This window comes from Streptomyces sp. GSL17-111 (assembly GCF_037911585.1).
GTDB lineage: Bacteria > Actinomycetota > Actinomycetes > Streptomycetales > Streptomycetaceae > Streptomyces.
In genome coordinates, this window is the sequence record NZ_JBAJNS010000001.1 from 2,875,035 (window position 1) to 2,896,808 (window position 21,774).

General features: G+C 69.6%; 19 protein-coding genes and 1 pseudogene. 11 read left to right on the forward strand and 9 right to left on the reverse strand.

From position 1 onward, the window contains the following. Window positions 1-34: 34 nt before the first annotated feature. The 4 genes from sigM (at window position 35) to trxA (ending at window position 3,143) form a co-directional block, all read left to right on the forward strand. Entirely contained in the window at window positions 35-745 is a 711-nt protein-coding gene (sigM, locus tag V6D49_RS12725; protein WP_340563937.1) for an RNA polymerase sigma factor SigM, read from the forward strand. Next, the gene (locus V6D49_RS12730; protein WP_340559646.1) at window positions 742-1,647 is read left to right on the forward strand and encodes a hypothetical protein; all 906 of its coding nucleotides are present in this window, start codon (window positions 742-744) and stop codon (window positions 1,645-1,647) included. The genes sigM and V6D49_RS12730 overlap by 4 nt, the downstream gene beginning before the upstream one ends. A gap of 129 nt (window positions 1,648-1,776) precedes the next feature. Next, window positions 1,777-2,772 carry a thioredoxin-disulfide reductase gene (gene trxB / locus V6D49_RS12735; RefSeq protein ID WP_340559648.1) on the forward strand — a complete coding sequence of 332 codons (996 nt, stop codon included), beginning with the start codon at window positions 1,777-1,779 and terminating at the stop codon, window positions 2,770-2,772. 47 nt (window positions 2,773-2,819) lie between these two features. After that, complete coding sequence (trxA, locus tag V6D49_RS12740; protein WP_340559649.1) at window positions 2,820-3,143, forward strand: thioredoxin; 324 nt, start codon at window positions 2,820-2,822, stop codon at window positions 3,141-3,143. Window positions 3,144-3,218: 75 nt separating this feature from the next. On the opposite strand, the gene V6D49_RS12745 is transcribed toward trxA, so the two are convergent. From V6D49_RS12745 to rpmH, 9 genes are all read right to left on the reverse strand, one after another. Beyond that, complete coding sequence (locus V6D49_RS12745) at window positions 3,219-3,836, reverse strand: GNAT family N-acetyltransferase (RefSeq protein WP_340559650.1); 618 nt, start codon at window positions 3,834-3,836, stop codon at window positions 3,219-3,221. 85 nt (window positions 3,837-3,921) lie between these two features. After that, window positions 3,922-5,058, reverse strand: coding sequence for a ParB/RepB/Spo0J family partition protein (locus V6D49_RS12750; protein ID WP_340559651.1), 1,137 nt, complete (start codon window positions 5,056-5,058; stop codon window positions 3,922-3,924). Next, complete coding sequence (locus tag V6D49_RS12755; RefSeq protein WP_224755405.1) at window positions 5,055-6,104, reverse strand: AAA family ATPase; 1,050 nt, start codon at window positions 6,102-6,104, stop codon at window positions 5,055-5,057. Before V6D49_RS12755 ends, V6D49_RS12750 begins: the two co-directional genes overlap by 4 nt. A gap of 285 nt (window positions 6,105-6,389) precedes the next feature. Then, the gene (gene rsmG / locus V6D49_RS12760; RefSeq protein ID WP_445330515.1) at window positions 6,390-7,157 is read right to left on the reverse strand and encodes a 16S rRNA (guanine(527)-N(7))-methyltransferase RsmG; all 768 of its coding nucleotides are present in this window, start codon (window positions 7,155-7,157) and stop codon (window positions 6,390-6,392) included. Continuing rightward, window positions 7,154-7,657 (reverse strand): Jag family protein, encoded by a 504-nt coding sequence (locus V6D49_RS12765; RefSeq protein ID WP_340559652.1) that lies wholly within the window; start codon window positions 7,655-7,657, stop codon window positions 7,154-7,156. Before V6D49_RS12765 ends, rsmG begins: the two co-directional genes overlap by 4 nt. Window positions 7,658-7,671: 14 nt before the next feature. Continuing rightward, a complete protein-coding gene (gene yidC / locus V6D49_RS12770; RefSeq protein ID WP_340559653.1) occupies window positions 7,672-8,742 on the reverse strand; it encodes a membrane protein insertase YidC in 1,071 nt (356 codons plus the stop codon). Between the two features lie 3 nt (window positions 8,743-8,745). Beyond that, complete coding sequence (gene yidD / locus V6D49_RS12775; protein ID WP_191211626.1) at window positions 8,746-9,033, reverse strand: membrane protein insertion efficiency factor YidD; 288 nt, start codon at window positions 9,031-9,033, stop codon at window positions 8,746-8,748. After that, window positions 9,030-9,398, reverse strand: coding sequence for a ribonuclease P protein component (gene rnpA / locus V6D49_RS12780; RefSeq protein ID WP_340559654.1), 369 nt, complete (start codon window positions 9,396-9,398; stop codon window positions 9,030-9,032). The genes yidD and rnpA overlap by 4 nt, the downstream gene beginning before the upstream one ends. A gap of 21 nt (window positions 9,399-9,419) precedes the next feature. Further along, complete coding sequence (gene rpmH / locus V6D49_RS12785; RefSeq protein WP_016906158.1) at window positions 9,420-9,557, reverse strand: 50S ribosomal protein L34; 138 nt, start codon at window positions 9,555-9,557, stop codon at window positions 9,420-9,422. A gap of 772 nt (window positions 9,558-10,329) precedes the next feature. On the opposite strand from rpmH, the pseudogene dnaA reads away from it, so the two are divergent. The 7 genes and pseudogenes from dnaA to gyrA form a co-directional block, all read left to right on the forward strand. After that, a pseudogene (gene dnaA / locus V6D49_RS12790) lies at window positions 10,330-11,886 on the forward strand (chromosomal replication initiator protein DnaA); the annotation flags it as partial. Window positions 11,887-12,761: 875 nt separating this feature from the next. Beyond that, window positions 12,762-13,892, forward strand: coding sequence for a DNA polymerase III subunit beta (gene dnaN, locus V6D49_RS12795; protein WP_340559657.1), 1,131 nt, complete (start codon window positions 12,762-12,764; stop codon window positions 13,890-13,892). A gap of 106 nt (window positions 13,893-13,998) precedes the next feature. After that, window positions 13,999-14,973 (forward strand): phosphogluconate dehydrogenase (NAD(+)-dependent, decarboxylating), encoded by a 975-nt coding sequence (gnd, locus tag V6D49_RS12800; RefSeq protein WP_340559658.1) that lies wholly within the window; start codon window positions 13,999-14,001, stop codon window positions 14,971-14,973. A 15-nt stretch (window positions 14,974-14,988) separates the two neighbouring features. Beyond that, window positions 14,989-16,104 carry a DNA replication/repair protein RecF gene (gene recF / locus V6D49_RS12805; RefSeq protein ID WP_340559659.1) on the forward strand — a complete coding sequence of 372 codons (1,116 nt, stop codon included), beginning with the start codon at window positions 14,989-14,991 and terminating at the stop codon, window positions 16,102-16,104. Then, window positions 16,101-16,664, forward strand: a complete 564-nt coding sequence (locus tag V6D49_RS12810) for a DUF721 domain-containing protein (RefSeq protein ID WP_340559660.1) — start codon at window positions 16,101-16,103, stop codon at window positions 16,662-16,664. Before recF ends, V6D49_RS12810 begins: the two co-directional genes overlap by 4 nt. A gap of 307 nt (window positions 16,665-16,971) precedes the next feature. After that, on the forward strand, window positions 16,972-19,047 hold the full coding sequence (gene gyrB, locus V6D49_RS12815) for a DNA topoisomerase (ATP-hydrolyzing) subunit B (RefSeq protein WP_340559661.1): 2,076 nt from the start codon (window positions 16,972-16,974) through the stop codon (window positions 19,045-19,047). Between the two features lie 54 nt (window positions 19,048-19,101). Further along, window positions 19,102-21,774 (forward strand): DNA gyrase subunit A, encoded by a 2,673-nt coding sequence (gene gyrA, locus V6D49_RS12820; protein WP_340559662.1) that lies wholly within the window; start codon window positions 19,102-19,104, stop codon window positions 21,772-21,774.

A 21,774-nucleotide genomic window follows, 5' to 3' on the forward strand; every position in this document is an offset into this window, starting at 1 on the left:
GCTGAGGGAGGGCCCTGCGGTGGGCGAGAACGCCATGGGGCGCACCCGGCGCGGTGACGCCCCCGAGCCGCTCGACGACCACGAGCTGCTGGCCCGCCACGTGGCCGGCGACCCGGAGGCCTTCGGCGAGCTCGTACGCCGCCACCGCGACCGGCTGTGGGCCGTGGCGCTGCGCACACTCGGGGACCGCGAGGAGGCGGCCGACGCCGTTCAGGACGCCCTGGTGTCGGCGTACCGCCGGGCCGAGACCTTCCGTGGCCGCTCCGCAGTGACGACCTGGCTGCATCGCATCACCGTCAACGCCTGCCTCGACCGTGCGCGGAAGGCCGCTTCGCGGCGGACCTCCCTGACCGACGACACCGAGCGTCTGGACCGGTTGATGGAGCCGGAGGAGTCCGCCGAGGCGCCTGCGGAGCGCTCGGACGTGCACCGCCAGCTCATCGCCGCGCTGAGCCGGCTCCCGGCCGATCAGCGGGCCGCTCTGGTGCTCGTGGACATGCAGGGGTATCCCGTCGCGGAGGCGGCCCAGATCCTCGATGTGGCCGTCGGTACCGTCAAGAGTCGCTGCGCCCGTGGCCGGGCCCGACTCCTCCCCCTCGTCGGGCACCTGCGGCCGGACGGCGGCCCACCGGACGGCGGCACCGCCTCGGCACCAGGACGGAACCGGACGGGCGGGGCATCCGTCCCACCGCCACAAGGGGTCAGAGGAAGTGGAGCCGTGAAGGGCGGAGGTGGAGCAGCATGACCGCGTCTTTCGCGACACCCGACCGGAACGACCATCCCGAGGTCGAGGACATCGCTGACCTGGCCGAGGGCCTGCTGGCCCCCGAGCACTCCGCTCGGGTGCGGGACCACGTCCAGCGGTGCCGACGCTGCGCCGAGGTCCGCGACACCCTGGCCGCGCTCCAGGGAGATCTCCGTGAGCTGAACGCCGCGGAGCCGATGCCGGAGGACGTCGTCGGCCGGATCGAGGCCGCCCTGGCCGCCGAGGCTGCGCAGTCGGCCCGGCCCACCACGCGTCTCCCGGGGCCCTCCACAGATCCCAGGGCTCATGTTTCACGTGAAACACGACGCCCTTCCAGCACCTCGGCAGCTGCGACCGGGCCCGGCCGCCCCCGGCCACGGCGTCGCCCCTGGGCCCGCCGCCGCACGGCACTGCTCAGCGCGGCCGGTGCCCTGGCTGTCGCGGCCCTCGGTGGGGTGCTCGCGTCCGGGGCCCTCACGAGTGACAGCACGAACGACCCACCGAGCGTGGCGAAGCCCCAGGAGGAGGCGGCCGGACACGATCGGTTGGAAGACCAGGTTCATGCCCTCCTCGCAGCGCCGACCACGTCCCCGGCCCCGCGTCCCGACCAGGACCCGGCGACGCCCGACGGACCGAGCGCCCAGGGAGACCCCAACCTTCCCTTCACCGCGGAGACCGCCCCTGCCGTCCCGCCCTGCGTCGAGCGCGCTGTGGGCCGGGCCGAGCAGCCGATCGCCCTGGGTGAGGACAGCTACCAGGGCACTGCGGCCTACCTGGTCGTGCTTCCGCACCCTGGTGACGAGAGCCGTGTCGACGCCTATGTGGTCGATGCGAGCTGTGTCACCCAGGCCCCCCAGGGGGAGGGCCGACAGTTGGCCTTCCGCACCGTCGAGCGTTCCTGACTCCGGCACGGGAGCCGGCCCGCCCGCCCGGTGAGAACCGGCGGGAATGTGCGGCCCGTAGTATCCGTTGGGCGGGGTGAGACCCCCACTCGGAACCGGAAGCCGTCGGCCAACAGAAGGAAGACACCTGTGAGTGACGTTCGCAATGTGATCATCATCGGCTCCGGGCCCGCCGGTTACACCGCGGCCCTCTACACCGCGCGCGCGTCCCTGAAGCCCCTGATCTTCGAAGGCTCGGTCACCGCCGGCGGCGCCCTGATGAACACCACCGAGGTCGAGAACTTCCCCGGCTTCGCCACCGGCATCATGGGCCCCGAACTCATGGACCAGATGCGCGGCCAGGCCGAACGCTTCGGCGCCGAACTCATCCCCGACGACGTCACCGCCGTCGACCTCAAGGCCGACATCAAGACCGTCACCGACTCCGCCGGCACCGTCCACCGCGCCCGCACCGTCATCATCGCCACCGGCTCCCAGCACCGCCGCCTCGGCCTCCCCCAGGAGGACGAACTCTCCGGACGCGGCGTCTCCTACTGCGCCACCTGCGACGGCTTCTTCTTCCGCGACCAGGACATCGCCGTCGTCGGCGGCGGCGACACCGCCATGGAAGAAGCCACCTTCCTCTCCCGCTTCGCCAAAACCGTCACCGTCGTCCACCGCCGCGACACCCTGCGCGCCTCCAAGGCCATGCAGGACCGCGCCTTCGCCGACCCCAAGATCCGCTTCGCCTGGGACAGCGAGGTCCAGACGATCCACGCCACCGACGGCAAACTCTCCAGCCTCACCCTGCGCTCCACCAAGAACGGCGACACCGCCGAACTCCCCGTCACCGGCCTCTTCGTCGCCATCGGCCACGACCCCCGCACCGAACTCTTCACCGACGTCCTCGACCTCGACGACGAGGGCTACCTCCTGGTCGACGCCCCCTCCACCCGCACCAACATCCCCGGCGTCTTCGCCGCCGGCGACGTCGTCGACCACACCTACCGCCAAGCCATCACCGCCGCAGGCACCGGCTGCTCCGCCGCCCTCGACGCCGAACGCCACCTCGCCGCCCTCTCCGACACCCAACCCGCCGAACCGGAGAAGGCCATCGAAGCCGAACACGCCGCAGCCACCGCCTGACACAGACCATCCAGCTTTCCCCGTACGGACAACACTGAGGAGACTCCATGGCCACCCAGACCGTCACTGACGCCGACTTCGAGTCGGTCGTGCTCAAGAGCGACAAGCCCGTGCTCGTCGACTTCTGGGCCGCGTGGTGCGGGCCGTGCCGTCAGATCGCCCCTTCCCTGGAGGCCATCTCCGAGGAGCAGGCGGAGAAGATCAAGGTCGTCAAGCTGAACATCGACGAGAACCCGGAGACGGCCGCCAAGTACGGGATCATGTCCATCCCGACGATGAACGTCTACCAGGGCGGCGACGTGGTCAAGACGATCGTCGGCGCAAAGCCGAAGGCGGCGCTGGAGAAGGAGCTGTCCGACTTCATCGGCTGACACCCGGTACAAGGTTTCACGTGAAACGGCTCGGCCCCATGAGGAGGCCGGGCCGTTTTCTCATCCCTGTCGCTGTCACAGCGGACGGAGCACAGGGTCCTTCTGCACCGCACCGAGCAGCTGGTCGAGGGCCCGCTCGACATCCTCCTTCCAGGAAAGCGTGGACCGCAGTTCCAGCCGCAACCTGGGGTACCGGACGTGGTGTCGCACCGTCTTGAAGCCCACCGCTCGCAGGTGCTCGGCGGGCAGCAGGCAGCGGCTTTCGGCTCCACGTGCGTCAGCGATGGCCTCGATCGCCTTGAACCGGCGACGCAGCACGTCCTTGGCCACCGTCTGCACCATGACACGCCCCAACCCCTGGCCTCGGAAGGCGGGCAGGAGGGCTGCCGTGATCAGTTGGACCGCGTCCGGGGAAACAGGACCGGTCGGAAAGGCCGTGGTCCGAGGGACGTAGGCGGGCGGCGCGTACATCACGAAGCCCACCGGCTGCTCGTCCACATAGACCACGCGACCGCAGGAGCCCCACTCCAGGAGAACCGAGGAGACCCATGCCTCCTTCTCCGCCTTTGCCGTGCCTGCCCGCTCCGCATGCCCGGCCCTGACGGGATCGAGCTCCCAATGAACACAGCGACGGCAGGCCGACGGCAGATCCGACAGGTTGTCCAAGGTGAGCGGAACGAGTTGACGCCCCATGGATTCATCGTATCCATGGGGCGTCAATTCGGTCCGCTGCCTCCCCCGACGGCGCGAAGGAGTCGCGGCGTGCGTGGGGCGGAGCCTACGTCCGCTGCTGCGGTGCGTCCTGCTCGGCTTCTGCGGAGAGCCGCTGTTCCAAGACCTTTCCCTCTCCAGGAGCAAGCTGGGCAAGGATGCGCTCCAGATCGTCTATCGAGGCGAACTCCACGACGATCTTGCCCTTCTTCTGCCCCAGATCCACCTTCACCCGCGTCTCGAACCGATCGGAAAGGCGGCTGGAGAGGTGGTCGAGGGCGGGGGAGACACGCTTGCCCGCTCGGGGCCCCTTGGCCTTGCTCGAACGACCGGGCTTGTCGCTCATCAGGGTCACGATCTCTTCGACCGCCCGCACCGACAACCCCTCGGCCACGATGCGGTGAGCGAGTCGGTCCTGCTCCTCGGAGTCATCCACGGACAGCAGGGCCCGAGCGTGTCCGGCGGAGAGCACTCCGGCGGCCACCCTGCGCTGCACGGACGGCGACAGACGCAGCAGGCGCAGGGTGTTGGACACCTGAGGACGCGAGCGACCGATCCGGTCGGCGAGCTGGTCGTGCGTACAGTTGAAGTCCTTCAGCAGCTGGTCATACGCCGCTGCCTCTTCCAAAGGATTCAGCTGTGCGCGGTGCAGGTTCTCCAGGAGTGCGTCCAGGAGCAGCTGATCGTCGCCGGTCGCCCGGACGATAGCGGGAATGCGGTCGAGCCCGGCCTCGCCACAGGCGCGCCACCGGCGCTCGCCCATGATGAGCTCGTAACGCTCCGGTCCGGTCTGACGGACGACGACCGGCTGGAGCAGGCCCACCTCCTTGATGGACGTGACCAGCTCCGCCAAGGCGTCCTCGTCGAAGACCTCGCGGGGCTGCCGTGGGTTCGGGGTGATCGCCTCCAGCGGCACCTCGGCGAAGTGCGCTCCCGCCACCTCCGCGAGAGCCGATCCCTGGGCTTCGGCTGTGGGCCGCTCCACCTCGCCGGACGACGGCTCCGGGCCTGCACCGTCCGGAAGGGCCGTGACGGCCGCAGCCGCTACACCGCGCTCGGAGGAGATGACCGGCACCGCGGTGGGAGACGTCGTGCCGTTGATCCCGATGGTGGGTACCGGGCCGTTGTGGTCGTCCTGGCTCTTCGGGGCTTCAGGGATCAGCGCGGCGAGACCGCGTCCCAGGCCCCTTCGTCGTTCGGTCACTGATTCCCCTCCGCCGTACTGTGCTGGTGGTTCTGGTGCGCCTCAGCGTTGCGCAGAGCGATCTCCCGGGCCGCCTCCAGGTAGGAGAGCGCACCGCTGGAGCCCGGGTCGTACGTGAGCACCGTCTGGCCGTAGCTCGGTGCCTCGGAGATGCGGACGGAACGCGGGATGTTCGTGCGCAGCACCTCGTTGTGGAAGTGTCCGCGCACCTCGTCGGCGACCTGCGAGGCCAGCCGCGTCCGCCCGTCGTACATCGTCAGCAGGATGGTGGAAACGTGCAGCGCGGGGTTCAGGTGACCCTTGACGAGGTCCACGTTCCGCAGGAGTTGGCCGAGGCCCTCCAGCGCGTAGTACTCGCACTGGATCGGGATGAGGACCTCGGTGCTGGCCACCAGTGCGTTGACGGTGAGCAGCCCGAGCGAGGGCGGGCAGTCGATCAGGATGTAGTCCAGCGGCTGCTCGTAGGCGGAGATCGCCCGCTGGAGTCTGCTTTCCCGCGCGACCAACGACACGAGCTCGATCTCCGCACCGGCGAGATCGATCGTGGCAGGCGCGCAGAACAGACCCTCGACGTCCCGCACCGGCTGGACCACCTCGGACAGTGGCTTGCTCTCCACGAGGACGTCGTAGATCGAAGGCACTTCCGCGTGGTGATCGATACCCAATGCCGTGGAGGCGTTCCCCTGCGGGTCCAGGTCGACGACCAGGACCCGTGCACCGTGGAGAGCCAGAGAGGCCGCAAGGTTCACCGTGGTGGTGGTCTTGCCGACCCCGCCCTTCTGGTTGGCGACCACCATCACGCGCGTCTGCTCGGGCCTGGGAAGTCCTTCGCCGGCGCGGTGCATCGCCTCGACCGCCTGCTGTGCGGCTCGGCCGATGGGGGTGTCGTCCATGGGAGGCAGCGTCTCACGTGTTTCACGTGAAACGTCCGCCAGTTCAGCGCGGGGACCAGGGACCGGATCGGCCATCGGTCCCGCGGTATCAGCGTCGGACCGCAACGGTTCACTCTCCTCGAAAGGCACCTTCGCAGAGTCAAAGCCTGCCATGCCTGAGGAGCGGGGAACCACTGAGCCCCGCGGTTCTGTGGACAACTCGCCGGTTGTGGACAACGTGTCGCGGCTGGGGGCGCGCTGCTTTCGGTCGTGGGGCTCTGCAGCAGCACGACCCCGACTGATGATTCCATGCAGAAGGGAGCGGCGTTTCACGTGAAACACGATGCACTCGACCCAGGCAGTGGATCCGTAGACACTCCGCAATGGGCAGCTTTGCCGCTTTTATGGAGTAAGGCGCGTCACGGCCCCCTCCGTGACGCCGCACGGGCGTCACGAACGTCAGCGACGGCGACGACCAGCGCGTCCCGCACGAGCCGCCTTGGCCCGCTTGGCCGCGAAGCGCACGCCCCCGGGACTCTCCCCGACTTCGGCCCGCACCACGGTCGAGGGCGGTTCCACCACGCTGGTACCGACCTGGACCACGGAGGTCCGCACCACACCGAGCTTCTGCAGCGCTGACCGCGCCCCGGTCAGCTCCTGCTCTGCCGTGTCCCCCTTCAGGGCCAGCATCTCCCCGTAGGGGCGCAACAGGGGCACCCCCCATCCGGCGAGCCGGTCCAGGGGAGCCACAGCCCGCGCGGTGACGACGTGCACGGGCTCAAGCGTGCCCAGGACCTCCTCGGCACGGCCGCGGACCACCGTCACATGGTCGAGACCGAGGAGTTCCACCGCTTCCTGGAGGAACGTGGTCCGTCGTAGCAGCGGCTCCAGCAGCGTGATCCGCAGATCCGGCCGCACGAGAGCGAGCGGAATGCCCGGCAGCCCCGCCCCCGAGCCGACGTCGCAGACCGTCACGCCGTCCGGAACGATTTCGGAGAGCACCGCGCAGTTCAGCAGATGGCGCCCCCACAGCCGGGGCACCTCGCGAGGGCCGATCAGCCCTCGGCGCACCCCGGCGTCGGCCAGCAGTTCCGCGTAGCGAATGGCATCGGGCAGGCGGTCGCCGAACACGACCTCCGCCTTCTCCGGCGGCTGGGCGAGCTCCTGCGCTCCGACGGGCTCGGTGTCACCACCTCGTCCGCCCGTGTCACCGTTCTCGCCCGTCACGGCAGGACGACCACGCAGCGCTGCGGTTCCTCACCCTCGGACTCGCTGCGCAGCCCTGCCGCCTTCACGGCATCGTGGACGACCTTGCGCTCGAAGGGCGACATCGGCTTCAGCTTCACCGGCTCGCCGCTGTTCTGCGCCTTCTCCGCAGCCTCGCCGGCCAGCTCCGTCAGCTCGGCGCGCTTGCGCGCCCGGAAGCCGGCGATGTCCAGCATGAGACGGCTGCGGTCGCCGGTCTCCCGGTGCACGGCCAGGCGGGTCAGCTCCTGGAGGGCCTCCAGCACCTCACCGTCCCGGCCGACCAGCTTCTGCAGGTCACGACTGTTGCTGTCGCTGATGATCGACACAGCGGCACGGTCGCCCTCGACGTCCATGTCGATGTCGCCGTCGAGGTCCGCGATGTCGAGCAGACCCTCCAGGTAATCGGCCGCGATCTCTCCCTCCTGCTCCAGGTGGGAAAGGGTGTCGGTGCCCTCAGCGGCTTCGGTGGTGTCCGTCACTGATGGACTCCCTCTCACTTCTTCGACTTCGCGGACTGGGGCTTCTTCTTGTTCTGCTGCGGCCGGCCCGGCTTGCTCGGTGCCGCCTTGGCCTGACCGGTCTTGGCCTGGCTCTGCTCACCCTCCGCCGCCTTGGCCGGAGCAGTGCCGGTCGCGGCGTTCTGCCGCTTGGACTTCGGCTGCCGCTTGGGCTGGGTCCGGTTGGCCCGGGCCTGCTCGACGGCCTCCTTGGCCGCGACCTCCACCGGGTCGTCCTTGATCTTGCCCTTGGCCCGCAGCTTCTCCTGACGCTGCTTGTAGGCGAGGGAGCCCGGCGTCGGGTTGCGCTTGATGATGTACATCTGCTGGCCGAGCGTCCACACGTTGGTGGTGAGCCAGTAGACGAGAACACCCACGGGGAAGTTGATGCCGAAGACCGCGAACATGATCGGGAAGATGTACATGAGCAGCTTCTGCTGCTGCATGAACGGCGTCTTGACCGTGAGGTCGACGTTCTTCGTCATCAGCTGGCGCTGCGTGTAGAACTGCGACAGCGACATCATGACGATCATGATGACGGTGACGACCCGGACGTCCAGCAGTGTCGCGCCGAGTTCGTCGATCGTGGCGGCGCTGTCCATGAACTTCGCCGCGATCGGGGCACCGAAGATCGACGCGTTCCGCGCGCTCTCCACCAGGCCCTCGTCGAGCACGCCGACCTCTTGGTCGTTCGCGATCTTGTTCAGCACCTGGAAGAGGGCCAGGAAGAACGGGGACTGCGCCAGGATGGGAAGGCAGCTGGAGAGCGGGTTGGTGCCCGTCTCCTTGTACAGCTTCATCATCTCTTCGGACTGACGCTGCTTGTCGCTCTTGTAGCGCTCCTGGATCGCCTTCATTCTCGGCTGCAGCGCCTGCATGTTCCGCGTCGCCTTGATCTGCTTCACGAAGAGCGGGATCAGCGCGATGCGGATCAGCACCACCAGGAAGACGATGGACAGACCCCAGGCCCAGCCGCTGTCCTCGTCGAAGACCAGGCTGAACAGCGAGTGGAACTGGACGATGATCCAGGAAACAGCGGTATAGAGAGGACCGAGGATCGTGTCCACGAATCAGGCTCCTTGGGCGTGGGACTGGGTCCGATGCTGCCAGCGGCTCCGGAGCCGCTGATGCCAGACCGGGTGCTTCCGGGCAGGAACATGGTCGACACCACCGGGCGACCAGGGGTTGCAGCGCAGGATGCGCCAGGCGGTCAGTGCCGTTCCCTTCACCGCACCGTGCCGACGAATGGCCTCGTACCCGTAGTGCGAGCACGACGGGTAGTAGCGGCACACCGGCCCGAGCATCGGACTGATGGTCCACTGGTACAGCTTGATCAGCCACAGGAGCGGGTACTTCACGTCGGCGGCCCTCCAAGCAGCCGCTGCAGCGCGGAGTCGAGATCCCGGGCGAGCGAGTCATGACCCGCGTCACCCGCGTCGGGCAACGCCCGTACAACCACCAGGCTACCGGGGGGCAGCTGCGGCAGCCGTTCGCCCATCAGATGGCGCAGGCGCCGCTTCACACGGTTACGCACGACCGCGTTCCCCACGGCTCGACTCACGACGAAACCCGCACGCGGCGGGGGAGCGTTGTCCCCCGTCCCGTGCGGGTCCGTTCCACTGCGCAGATGAACGACGAGTAGCGGGCGACCGGCCCGCCGTCCTCGCCGTACCGCGGCCGCGAAGTCCTCGCGCCGCCTCAGCCGGTGCTCGGTAGGCAGCACGTCATGGACCTGCGCCGTGGCTCAGGCCGACAGGCGGGCGCGGCCCTTGCTGCGCCGGTTCGCGACGATGGCGCGGCCGGCGCGGGTCCGCATGCGCAGCCGGAAGCCGTGGGTCTTCGCGCGGCGGCGGTTGTTCGGCTGGAAGGTGCGCTTGCTCACTCGGGGGCTCCAGAAATCCTTGTGTCTCAGGGAGACGCTGTGGGGCGTCGACTGGCTGTCACCGTGCGCCCACGAGTAGCTCGCAACGCCCGAGTGCACCGCTTCTTCACCCTGGGCCCGGGACCGGACCGTCGGGCTCGTGCCCATCGGAGGCAGGCGGCAGCAGCCATCGACAACTCGACCTGGTTACGGTACGCGCGGCCGTGGCATCCGGTCAAACCGGGACCGCGCGGAGGACCGGACCCCGCCACGCAGCCTGCGGAGGCGGCCGTTCGACGCGCAGCCCGCGCCCGGTGGGGAGAAGCAGCCCCACGCGCATGGCACAGTTGTGCACACCCTGTGGACAACAACTTGAGCCGCGCCAGCAGGGCCGACTACCGTGGCCGGACTCCGATTCCTCCCGGCCGTCCCAAGAGCCACACTTTCGCGGAAAGTGTCCCCAGCGAGTGAGAGAGCGTGCCCTGTGGCTGACGTACCTGCTGATCTTGCCGCAGTGTGGCCACACGTTCTCGAGCATCTCCTCAGTGAGAGTCAGGGCATCGAGCCCAAGGACCAGCGGTGGCTGCGGGACTGCCAGCCGCTGGTACTGGTCTCCGGCACCGCCCTGCTCGGCGTGCCGAACGAGTACGCCAAGGGGGTTCTCGAAGGCCGCCTCGCCCCGCTGATCGGCGACGCCCTCAGCCGGGAGTGCCAGCAGCCGATCCGGCTCGCGATCACCGTCACCGGGCCCGCTCCCGATCCGGGGCCCGCCCCGCCGCAGGGCGCCGCGGGGCCCGGCCCCGGCAGCGCGCCCCTCCCCGAGCAGCGCACGCCCCACTCGCGGTATGACGACGCGCCCCGGTACGAGGAGAGGCCCCGCTACGACGAGGGGCCCCGGTACGAGGAGCCGGCCCGCTACGACGACTCGCGGTACGACGAGCGGCGTTACGAGGAGCCGGCCCGCTACGAGGAGACGCGGTACGACGACCAGCGCTACGAGGAGCCGGCCCGCTACGAGGAGACGCGGGAGCTGCCCGCCGTCCGCCCCGCGTACCCCAACTATCCGCACGCGCCGCAGCCCGGCCGGCCGCAGCCCGGCGCCTGGCCCCGCCAGACGGACACCGACAGCTGGGCCCCGCCCCGCGATCCGTATCCGCCGCAGCAGCGCGGCTACGGCGTGCGCGGCGGTCAGCCCGGCTACGAGCAGCACCAGCCACCGCCGCAGCGGTTCGACGAGCCGCCGCAGCTTCCGGCACCGAGCGGCGCCCCCGGGCCGCTGGCCGCCCAGCCCGCGCCGGCCACGGGCCCCGGCGAACCGACGGCACGGCTGAACCCGAAGTACCTCTTCGACACCTTCGTCATCGGCGCGTCCAACCGCTTCGCCCACGCGGCGGCCGTCGCGGTGGCCGAGGCCCCGGCCAAGGCGTACAACCCGCTCTTCATCTACGGCGAGTCCGGCCTGGGCAAGACCCACCTGCTGCACGCCATCGGGCACTACGCCCGGAGCCTCTACCCCGGGACCCGGGTGCGGTACGTGAGCTCGGAGGAGTTCACCAACGAGTTCATCAACTCCATCCGCGACGGCAAGGCGGACGCGTTCCGCAAGCGGTACCGCGACATGGACATCCTCCTCGTGGACGACATCCAGTTCCTGGCGAGCAAGGAGTCGACGCAGGAGGAGTTCTTCCACACCTTCAACACGCTGCACAACGCGAACAAGCAGATCGTCCTCTCCAGCGACCGGCCGCCCAAACAGCTCGTCACCCTGGAGGACCGGCTGCGGAACCGCTTCGAGTGGGGGCTGATCACCGACGTCCAGCCGCCGGAGCTGGAGACGCGCATCGCGATCCTGCGGAAGAAGGCGGTCCAGGAGCAGCTGAACGCCCCGCCGGAGGTGCTGGAGTTCATCGCCTCGCGGATCTCACGGAACATCCGTGAGCTGGAGGGGGCGCTGATCCGGGTCACGGCCTTCGCGAGCCTGAACCGTCAGCCCGTCGACCTCGGCCTGACGGAGATCGTCCTGAAGGACCTCATTCCGGGGGGCGAGGACGCCTCTCCGGAGATCACGGCCGCCAACATCATGGCGGCGACCGCGGACTACTTCGGTCTGACCGTGGACGACCTGTGCGGCTCCTCGCGCAGCCGTGTCCTGGTCACGGCACGGCAGATCGCCATGTACCTGTGCCGGGAGCTGACGGACCTGTCGCTGCCGAAGATCGGCGCGCAGTTCGGCGGCCGGGACCACACGACCGTCATGCACGCCGACCGCAAGATCCGCGCGCTCATGGCCGAGCGGCGCTCGATCTACAACCAGGTCACCGAGCTGACGAACCGGATCAAGAACGGCTGAGCCGCTCCTGCTGAGGACCGCTGCCCGGCGCGGGCGGCGGTCCTCCGGCGTTTCCCGCCCCTCCCGTCATCGCCCCCCGAGGGCCGTATCGGCCACGCTTGCGGCCTTCCCGGCCTCGTCCCGCGCCCTGCGCCGACGTCTCCCCGCACCGCCGACACCGCTGAGGTGTGTCGGCGGTGTTCGAATGCGGTGGCCGCGTCCACAGCGCGGGGCGTGACGTCGCTTCCACAGCCTGGGGACCGCCCGGTTGTCCCGATCACGTCCACAGGGCGGGCGGCGGAGAGCCTGTCGTGGCAGGTCGCGGGGGTGGGGAAATGTGCACGCGCGGGCTCCACAGGCTGTGGACGGAAAGGGGCACGTCAACCGGTGTCCGGAGTTGTCCACGGGCTGCCCACAGGAAGAGGGACGTTGTCCCCAGGTTCTCCACACCCCTGTCCACTGTTCGACAACACGACGCGCCTCCTCACCGGTCGGAGTGAAAGCGGTCACAGGCACCCGTCGGAATAGGTTGTTGAGAACCTGGGTAAACCTGGGGACGCCGCTGTGGGGAAGTACCCCCCGCCTGTGCACCGGGTGTGCAGAACCTCCGCCCGTCCACAGCGCACCCCTCTTCGTCCACCGCTGCGCCCACAGGGCACGTGGACAAAATCCGGGTGCTGACCTGCGGGGATGGAGTTATCCCCGGAATCCACAGCACCTACTACTACGACCACAGAGATAAGCCGGGGAACTCGTGTCGAAGCGGGTCCTGTGCACAACTCGCCTCCCGGCCGCTCCCTCGCTCCTGCGACGAGTTGACCCCGACGGCCCTCAGCTGTCAGCGACGTGCGTCAGACTGGTCCCCGGCAACCAGCAACAGCAGGAGGCGGCTGAAGGTGAAGATCCGGGTAGAGCGCGATGTCCTGGCGGAGGCGGTGGCGTGGGCGGCGAAGAGCCTTCCGGCCCGTCCGCCGGTGCCGGTCCTCGCCGGCCTGCTGCTGAAGACCGAGGAGGGGCTCCTCAGCCTGTCGGGGTTCGACTACGAGGTCTCCGCACGCGTCTCGGTCGAGGCCGACGTGGAGGAGGAAGGCACCGTCCTCGTCTCCGGCAAGCTGCTGGCCGACATCTGCCGCTCCCTGCCCAACCGCCCGGTGGAGATCTCCACAGACGGTGTACGGGTCACGGTGCTCTGCGGCTCCTCCCGCTTCACCCTCCACACCCTGCCGGTGGAGGAGTACCCGTCGCTGCCGCAGATGCCGTCGGCGACGGGCACCGTCCCCGGCGAGGTCTTCGCCGCCGCCGTCTCCCAGGTGGCCATCGCCGCCGGCCGTGACGACACCCTCCCGGTCCTCACCGGGGTGCGCATCGAGATCGAGGGCGACACCGTCACCCTGGCCTCGACCGACCGCTACCGCTTCGCCGTCCGCGAGTTCCTGTGGAAGCCGGAGACGCCGGACGCGTCGGCCGTCGCGCTGGTGCCCGCGAAGACGCTGCTGGACACCGCGAAGTCGCTCAGCAGCGGGGACCAGGTGACGCTGGCCCTGTCCGGCTCCGGTGCGGGCGAGGGTCTGATCGGTTTCGAGGGCGCGGGCCGTCGGACGACGACCCGGCTGCTGGAGGGGGACCTCCCGAAGTACCGCACGCTGTTCCCCACGGAGTTCAACTCGGTGGCGACGATCGTGACGGCGCCGTTCGTCGAGGCCGTCAAGCGCGTGGCGCTGGTCGCCGAGCGGAACACGCCGGTCCGGCTGAGCTTCGAGCAGGGAGTGCTCACTCTCGAGGCCGGTTCCAGCGACGACGCACAGGCTGTGGAGCGGGTGGACTGCACGCTGGAGGGCGACGACATCTCCATCGCGTTCAACCCCGGCTTCCTGCTGGAGGGCCTGAGCGCGATCGACTCCCCCGTCGCCCAGCTGTCCTTCACGACGTCCACGAAGCCGGCGCTGCTCGGTGGCCGGCCGGCCGTGGACGCGGAGGCGGACGACGCGTACAAGTACCTGATCATGCCGGTGCGGCTCAGCGGCTGAGCCCGTCGCGGACCACCCCCGCACCCGGCGGCCGGGCAGGGCTCCGGGCGTAGGCTCGGAGCCGGACGGGCGTGTCCCGGCACGCTCGTGTCCGGCACACCGCACCGTGCCTGTACCCGCAGCGAGAAACGTCAAGGAGAGCCCACAGATGGAGCTCGGTCTCATCGGCCTCGGCAAGATGGGCGGCAACATGCGCGAGCGCATGCGCCGTGCCGGCCACACCGTCATCGGATACGACCGGAACCCCGAGCTGGCCGACGTCCACAGCCTGCGAGAGCTGGTGGACGCCCTGCCGGGCCCGCGCGTGGTGTGGGTGATGGTCCCCGCCGGGGAGCCCACCCAGGCGACGATCGACGAACTCGGGCAGCTCCTCTCCCCCGGTGACGTCGTCGTGGACGGCGGCAACTCCCGGTGGACCGACGACGAGAAGCACGCCGCCGAGCTGGCCGAGCGCGGCATCGGGTTCGTGGACTGCGGCGTCTCCGGGGGCGTGTGGGGCCTGGAGAACGGCTACGCCCTCATGTACGGCGGCTCCGCCGAGGACGTGGCGAAGGTCCAGCCCGCCTTCGACGCGCTCAAGCCCGAGGGCGAGTTCGGTTCGGTGCACGCGGGCAAGGTCGGCGCCGGGCACTTCGCCAAGATGGTCCACAACGGCATCGAGTACGCCATGATGCAGGCCTTCGCCGAGGGCTGGGAGCTGCTGGAGGCCGTCGACTCGGTGACGGACGTCCGGGAGGTCTTCCGCTCCTGGCAGCAGGGCACCGTGATCCGCTCCTGGCTGCTGGACCTGGCCGTGAACGCGCTCGACGACGACCAGCACCTGGGGCGGCTGCGCGGCTTCGCGCAGGACTCCGGTGAGGGCCGGTGGACGGTCGAGGCCGCCATCGACCACGCCGTGCCGCTGCCGGCCATCACGGCCTCGCTGTTCGCCCGCTTCGCCTCGCGTCAGGACGACTCGCCGCAGATGAAGATGATCGCCGCGCTGCGCAACCAGTTCGGTGGTCACGCGGTCACCTCGAAGAGCGATCACCTGGGGGCCGACGCACCGGGTGCCGACGTCACTCCGCCCGTCGGTGGCTGATCCGGCACCCGGCTGATGCACGTCGCACACCTCTCCCTCGCAGACTTCCGTTCCTACCCCCGGGCCGAGGTCGCTCTCGGCCCGGGGACGACGGCGTTCGTCGGGCCGAACGGGCAGGGCAAGACCAACCTCGTCGAGGCGATCGGTTATCTCGCCACCCTCGGCAGTCACCGGGTCGCCTCGGACGCACCGCTGGTGCGCATGGGGGCGGACCGGGCGGTCGTCCGGGCCTCGGTGGTGCAGGGGGAGCGACAGCAGCTCGTCGAGCTGGAGATCAACCCGGGGCGCGCGAACCGGGCTCGTCTGAACCGGTCCTCGCAGGTACGCCCGCGCGACGTGCTGGGCATCGTGCGGACGGTGCTGTTCGCCCCGGAGGATCTGAGCCTCGTCAAGGGCGACCCGGGGGAGCGCCGCCGCTTCCTGGACGAGCTGGTCACGGCCCGGTCCCCCCGCATGGCTGGGGTGCGGTCGGACTACGACCGCGTCCTCAAGCAGCGCAACACACTGCTGAAGTCCGCGGCCATGGCCCGTCGGCACGGGGGTCGGTCGCTGGACCTGTCGACCCTGGACGTGTGGGACCAGCACCTGGCCCGCGTCGGTGCGGAGCTGCTGGCGCAGCGGTTCGCGCTCGTGGCGGACCTGGAGCCGCTGGCGGACAAGGCCTACGAGGAACTGGCTCCCGGCGGCGGGCCGTTGGCGCTGGAGTACCGCTGCCCGGTGGCCGAGGGCTCGCGGGAGGAGCTGTACGAGCGGCTGCTGGTGGCGCTGGGGGAGGCCCGGCGGCAGGAGATCGAGCGCGGCGTGACTCTGGTGGGCCCGCACCGGGACGACCTGCTGCTTCAGCTGGGCCGGATGCCCGCCAAGGGGTACGCCAGCCACGGGGAGTCGTGGTCCTACGCGCTCGCACTGCGGCTGGCGTCCTACGACCTGCTGCGGGCGGAGGGGAACGAGCCGGTGCTCGTGCTGGACGACGTCTTCGCCGAGCTGGACGCCCGACGGCGGGAGCGGCTGGCGGCGCTGGTGGCCCCGGCGGAACAGGTCCTGGTGACGGCGGCCGTGGATGACGACGTGCCGGCCGCCCTCGCGGGGGCCCGGTTCACCGTGGCCGACGGTGAGGTGACCCCGGCATGAGCGACTCCGGTCCGCACGAGGGTCGGCTTCCCGACGCCGACTCCGCGTCGCCCGAGGATGGCGCCGGCGGCGCACCTGAGGCGCCGACGCCCCCGGTCTCCGGTGTCGATCTGGCCCGGGTTGCGCTGCGGGCGGCCAAGGAGCAGGCGCGCGCACGCGGGGAGGCCCAGGGGCAGGGCCGCCCGGTCCGGCGTGGCGGTCTGCGGTCGGGTGCGCGTCGGGACGGTCGGGACCCGCTGCCCCTGGGGGCGGCGATCGAGCGGCTGAAGACCGAGCGAGGGTGGGAGATGCCCATCGCGGTGGGCGGCGTGATGGGGCGGTGGGATCACATCGTCGGGGAGAAGAACGCCGAGCACTGTCGGCCGGAGCGGTACGACGAGGAGAGCCGGGTGCTGCACGTGCGCTGTGACTCCACCGCGTGGGCCACGGAGCTGCGCCGCCTCGCCCCGCAGCTCGTGCGTCGGCTCAACGAGGACCTGGGGCAGGGCACGGTCACCCTCATCAAGGTCCTCGGTCCCGGCGGTCCCGGTCCGCGTCACGGGCCGCTGCGGGTCCGTTGAGCAGCGTTCCGCCGCCATGTTTCACGTGAAACACCGCGCCGTGACCCCTGCCGAGCACCCTTCGCGAGTGACCCCGGTCACGGTAATCGGAGGTTGACAGTCCGAAGCGCTGAGGGCCCCTGTGAGCCTCCTGAAGCCCCCGGTCGCATATGGGGAGTCGGCCATCGTTCCCTCAGGGCGGCACATGGGGACTCAGGCGGCAGCAAACACCCATTCATGTCAGCGCTACCGGTAGACTGGCAGCACCCGCCGTACTGCGGACCAAGCCGAACGACGCAGTCGCTCCTGTCGTAACGGGAGACGACGTGTGCTGTGCCAGAAAGGGCGCTTCGTGGCCGATTCCGGCAACCCCAACGAGAATCCCCCGTCCCCCGCCGAGGACACCGCCGCCGACCCCGTATCCCTGGGCGAGCCGTCGTACGACGCGAGCGCGATCACCGTCCTGGAAGGCCTGGACGCGGTCCGCAAACGTCCGGGCATGTACATCGGTTCGACCGGCGAGCGCGGTCTTCACCATCTGGTGTACGAGGTGGTCGACAACTCCGTCGACGAGGCATTGGCCGGCTGGGCGGACACCATCACGGTGACGCTGCTCGCCGACGGCGGCGTCCGCGTCGTGGACAACGGACGCGGTATCCCGGTGGGCATCGTTCCCTCGGAGAACAAGCCGGCCCTCGAGGTCGTCCTCACCGTGCTGCACGCCGGCGGCAAGTTCGGCGGCGGTGGCTACGCGGTCTCCGGTGGTCTGCACGGCGTCGGCGTCTCCGTGGTGAACGCCCTCTCGCAACGGGTGTCCGTCGAGGTCAAGACGGACGGGCACCGGTGGACGCAGGACTACAAGCTGGGCGTGCCCACGGCTCCGCTGCAGCAGCACGAGGCCACCGAGGAGACCGGGACGAGCGTCACCTTCTGGGCCGACGGCGACATCTTCGAGACGACGGACTACTCGTTCGAGACCCTGTCGCGCCGTTTCCAGGAGATGGCGTTCCTCAACCGCGGGCTGACGATCTCGCTGACGGACGAGCGTGCCGCCGCCAAGCAGACGGCCGGTGCCGACACCACGGACTCCGCCGACGACGACCAGCCGCGCTCCGTCACGTTCCACTACGAGGGCGGCATCTCCGACTTCGTCCGGCACCTGAACTCCCGCAAGGGCGAGCCGGTGCATCCGACCGTCGTGTACTTCGAGACGGAGGACAAGGAGCGGATGCTGTCGGCGGAGATCGCCATGCAGTGGAACACGCAGTACAGCGAGGGCGTCTACAGCTTCGCCAACACGATCCACACCCACGAGGGCGGCACCCACGAAGAGGGGTTCCGCGCGGCGCTCACCGGTCTGGTCAACCGCTACGCGCGGGAGCGGAAGCTGCTGCGCGAGAAGGACGACAACCTCACCGGTGAGGACATCCGCGAGGGCCTGACGGCGATCATCTCCGTGAAGCTCGGCGAGCCGCAGTTCGAGGGTCAGACGAAGACGAAGCTGGGCAACACCGAGGCGAAGACGTTCGTCCAGAAGATCGTCCACGAGCACGTCACGGACTGGTTCGACCGCAACCCCAACGAGGCGGCGGACATCATCCGCAAGAGCATCCAGGCCGCCACCGCCCGCGTCGCCGCCCGGAAGGCCCGGGACCTCACCCGTCGCAAGGGGCTGCTGGAGACGGCGTCCCTGCCGGGCAAGCTCTCGGACTGCCAGTCCAACGACGCGAGCAAGTGCGAGATCTTCATCGTCGAGGGTGACTCGGCCGGTGGTTCCGCGAAGTCCGGACGCGACCCGCAGTACCAGGCCATCCTGCCCATCCGCGGCAAGATCCTGAACGTGGAGAAGGCCCGCATCGACAAGGTGCTGCAGAACACCGAGGTGCAGGCGCTGATCTCGGCCTTCGGTACCGGCATCCACGAGGACTTCGACATCGAGAAGCTCCGCTATCACAAGATCATCTTGATGGCGGACGCCGACGTCGACGGCCAGCACATCAACACCCTGCTGCTGACGCTCCTCTTCCGCTTCATGCGTCCGCTGGTCGAGGCCGGGCACGTGTACCTGTCCGCGCCGCCGCTCTACAAGATCAAGTGGTCCCGGGACGATCACGAGTACGCCTACTCCGACCGTGAGCGCGACCAGCTCATCACCCTCGGCCGCGAGCAGGGCAAGCGGATCAGGGACGACTCGGTGCAGCGCTTCAAGGGCCTCGGCGAGATGAACGCCGAGGAGCTGCGCGTGACGACGATGGACTCCGAGCTGCGCGTGCTGCGCCAGGTGACCATCGACGACGCCGCCGCCGCCGACGACCTCTTCTCGATCCTCATGGGCGAGGACGTGGAGTCGCGGCGCTCGTTCATCCAGCGCAACGCCAAGGACGTCCGTTTCCTCGACATCTGAGTCGGTCCGCCACCGCAGGCACCCATGGCCGCCAGAAAGGGACTTTGAACACCAATGGCCGACGACATCACCGCGGGGAACCCCGGAAGCCCGGAGGAGGGGCCGGCCACCGTGCCGCCCGTCGACCCGGAGATCGCCCTGCGCATCGAGCCGGTGACGCTGGAAACCGAGATGCAGCGCTCGTATCTCGACTACGCGATGAGCGTCATCGTCTCCCGTGCCCTGCCCGACGTGCGGGACGGGCTCAAGCCGGTGCACCGGCGCGTGCTGTACGCCATGTACGACGGGGGGTACCGGCCCGAGCGCGGCTTCTACAAGTGCGCCCGCGTCGTCGGCGACGTGATGGGGACGTACCACCCGCACGGTGACTCCTCCATCTACGACGCCCTCGTGCGCCTCGCGCAGTCCTGGTCGATGCGGATGCCGCTCGTCGACTCCAACGGCAACTTCGGTTCGCCCGGCAACGACCCGGCCGCCGCGATGCGGTACACCGAGTGCAAGATGGCCCCGCTGGCCATGGAGATGCTCCGGGACATCGACGAGGAGACCGTCGACTTCCAGGACAACTACGACGGCCGGAACAAGGAGCCGACGGTCCTGCCGTCCCGCTTCCCGAACCTGCTGGTCAACGGTTCGGCGGGCATCGCCGTCGGGATGGCCACCAACATCCCGCCGCACAACCTGCGCGAGGTTGCGGCCGGTGCGCAGTGGTACCTGGAGCACCCGGAGGCGTCCAACGAGGAGCTGCTGGACGCACTGCTGGAGCGCATCAAGGGGCCGGACTTCCCGACGGGCGCGCTGGTGGTGGGGCGCAGCGGTATCGAGGACGCCTACCGCACCGGCCGCGGCTCCATCACGATGCGCGCCGTGGTCGAGGTCGAGGAGATCCAGGGCCGGCAGTGCCTGGTCGTCACCGAGCTGCCGTACCAGGTGAACCCCGACAACCTCGCGCTGAAGATCGCGGAGCTGGTGAAGGACGGCCGGGTCGGCGGCATCGCCGACGTCCGCGACGAGACGAGCTCCCGGACGGGGCAGCGGCTGGTCGTCGTCCTGAAGCGGGACGCGGTGGCCAAGGTCGTGCTGAACAACCTGTACAAGCACACCGACCTCCAGACCAACTTCGGCGCGAACATGCTCGCGCTGGTCGACGGGGTGCCGCGCACGCTGTCGCTGGACGCCTTCATCCGCAACTGGGTCTCCCACCAGGTCGACGTCGTCGTCCGCCGCACCCGGTACCGGCTGCGCAAGGCCGAGGAGCGGGCGCACATCCTGCGCGGCCTGCTCAAGGCGCTGGACGCGATCGACGAGGTCATCGCGCTCATCCGGCGCAGCGACACGGTGGACGTCGCGCGGACCGGCCTGATGGGGCTGCTGGAGATCGACGAGATCCAGGCCAACGCCATCCTGGAGATGCAGCTGCGCCGGCTGGCCGCCCTGGAGCGGCAGAAGATCACCGCGGAGCACGACGACCTCCAGAACAAGATCAACGAGTACAAGGCGATCCTCGCCTCGCCCGTGCGTCAGCGCGGCATCATCAGCGAGGAGCTGACGGCGCTCGTCGAGAAGTTCGGCGACGACCGGCGCAGTCAGCTGGTGCCCTTCGAGGGCGACATGTCCATCGAGGACCTGATCGCCGAGGAGGACATCGTCGTCACGATCACCCGTGGCGGCTACATCAAGCGCACGAAGACCGTCGACTACCGGGCGCAGAAGCGCGGCGGCAAGGGCGTGCGGGGGACGAAGCTGCGCGAGGACGACATCGTCGACCACTTCTTCGTCTCCACGACGCACCACTGGCTGCTGTTCTTCACGAACAAGGGCCGCGTGTACCGGGCGAAGGCGTACGAGCTGCCGGACGCGGGCAGGGAGGCCCGGGGCCAGCACGTCGCGAACCTGCTGGCCTTCCAGCCGGACGAGCAGATCGCCGAGATCCTCGCGATCCGCGACTACGAGGCGGTGCCGTACCTGGTGCTGGCGACGAAGTCGGGGCTCGTGAAGAAGACGCCGCTGAAGGACTACGACTCGCCCCGCTCCGGCGGCGTCATCGCCATCAACCTCCGGCAGATGGACGACGGCCGTGACGACGAGCTGATCGGTGCGGAGCTGGTGTCCTCGGCGGACGACCTGCTGCTGATCAGCAAGAAGGCGCAGTCCATCCGCTTCACGGCGACGGACGACGCGCTGCGGCCCATGGGGCGCGCGACGTCGGGTGTGAAGGGCATGAGCTTCCGTGAGGGCGACGAGCTGCTGTCGATGAACGTCGTCCGGCCGGGCACGTTCGTGTTCACCGCGACCGACGGCGGGTACGCCAAGCGCACCAACGTCGACGAGTACCGCGTCCAGGGCCGTGGCGGCCTCGGCATCAAGGCGGCCAAGATCGTCGAGGACCGCGGGTCGCTCGTCGGGGCGCTCGTGGTCGAGGAGACGGACGAGATCCTGGCCATCACGCTCAGCGGCGGTGTGATCCGCACGCGGGTCAGCGGGGTGCGGGAGACCGGCCGTGACACCATGGGCGTCCAACTGATCAACCTGGGCAAGCGTGACGCCGTGGTCGGTATCGCGCGCAACGCCGAGGCGGGCCGCGAGGCCGAAGAGGTCGAGGCGGTCGTCGACGCGGTGGCCGGGGACGGCACGGAGGCGGCGGCCGATCCGGACGCCACCGACGCGGCCGGCCAGGACGTCGTGCAGCCGGGCGCCGTCGAGCACACCACGGACAGCGAGGAGTAG

Coding starts and splice junctions, on each gene's coding strand:
- sigM (WP_340563937.1), top strand. CDS start 35: ATGGGGCGCACCCGGCGCGGTGACGCCCCCGAGCCGCTCGACGACCAC.
- V6D49_RS12730 (WP_340559646.1), top strand. CDS start 742: ATGACCGCGTCTTTCGCGACACCCGACCGGAACGACCATCCCGAGGTC.
- trxA (WP_340559649.1), top strand. CDS start 2,820: ATGGCCACCCAGACCGTCACTGACGCCGACTTCGAGTCGGTCGTGCTC.
- V6D49_RS12745 (WP_340559650.1), bottom strand. CDS start 3,836: ATGGGGCGTCAACTCGTTCCGCTCACCTTGGACAACCTGTCGGATCTG.
- V6D49_RS12755 (WP_224755405.1), bottom strand. CDS start 6,104: ATGGCAGGCTTTGACTCTGCGAAGGTGCCTTTCGAGGAGAGTGAACCG.
- recF (WP_340559659.1), top strand. CDS start 14,989: ATGCACGTCGCACACCTCTCCCTCGCAGACTTCCGTTCCTACCCCCGG.
- V6D49_RS12810 (WP_340559660.1), top strand. CDS start 16,101: ATGAGCGACTCCGGTCCGCACGAGGGTCGGCTTCCCGACGCCGACTCC.
- gyrA (WP_340559662.1), top strand. CDS start 19,102: ATGGCCGACGACATCACCGCGGGGAACCCCGGAAGCCCGGAGGAGGGG.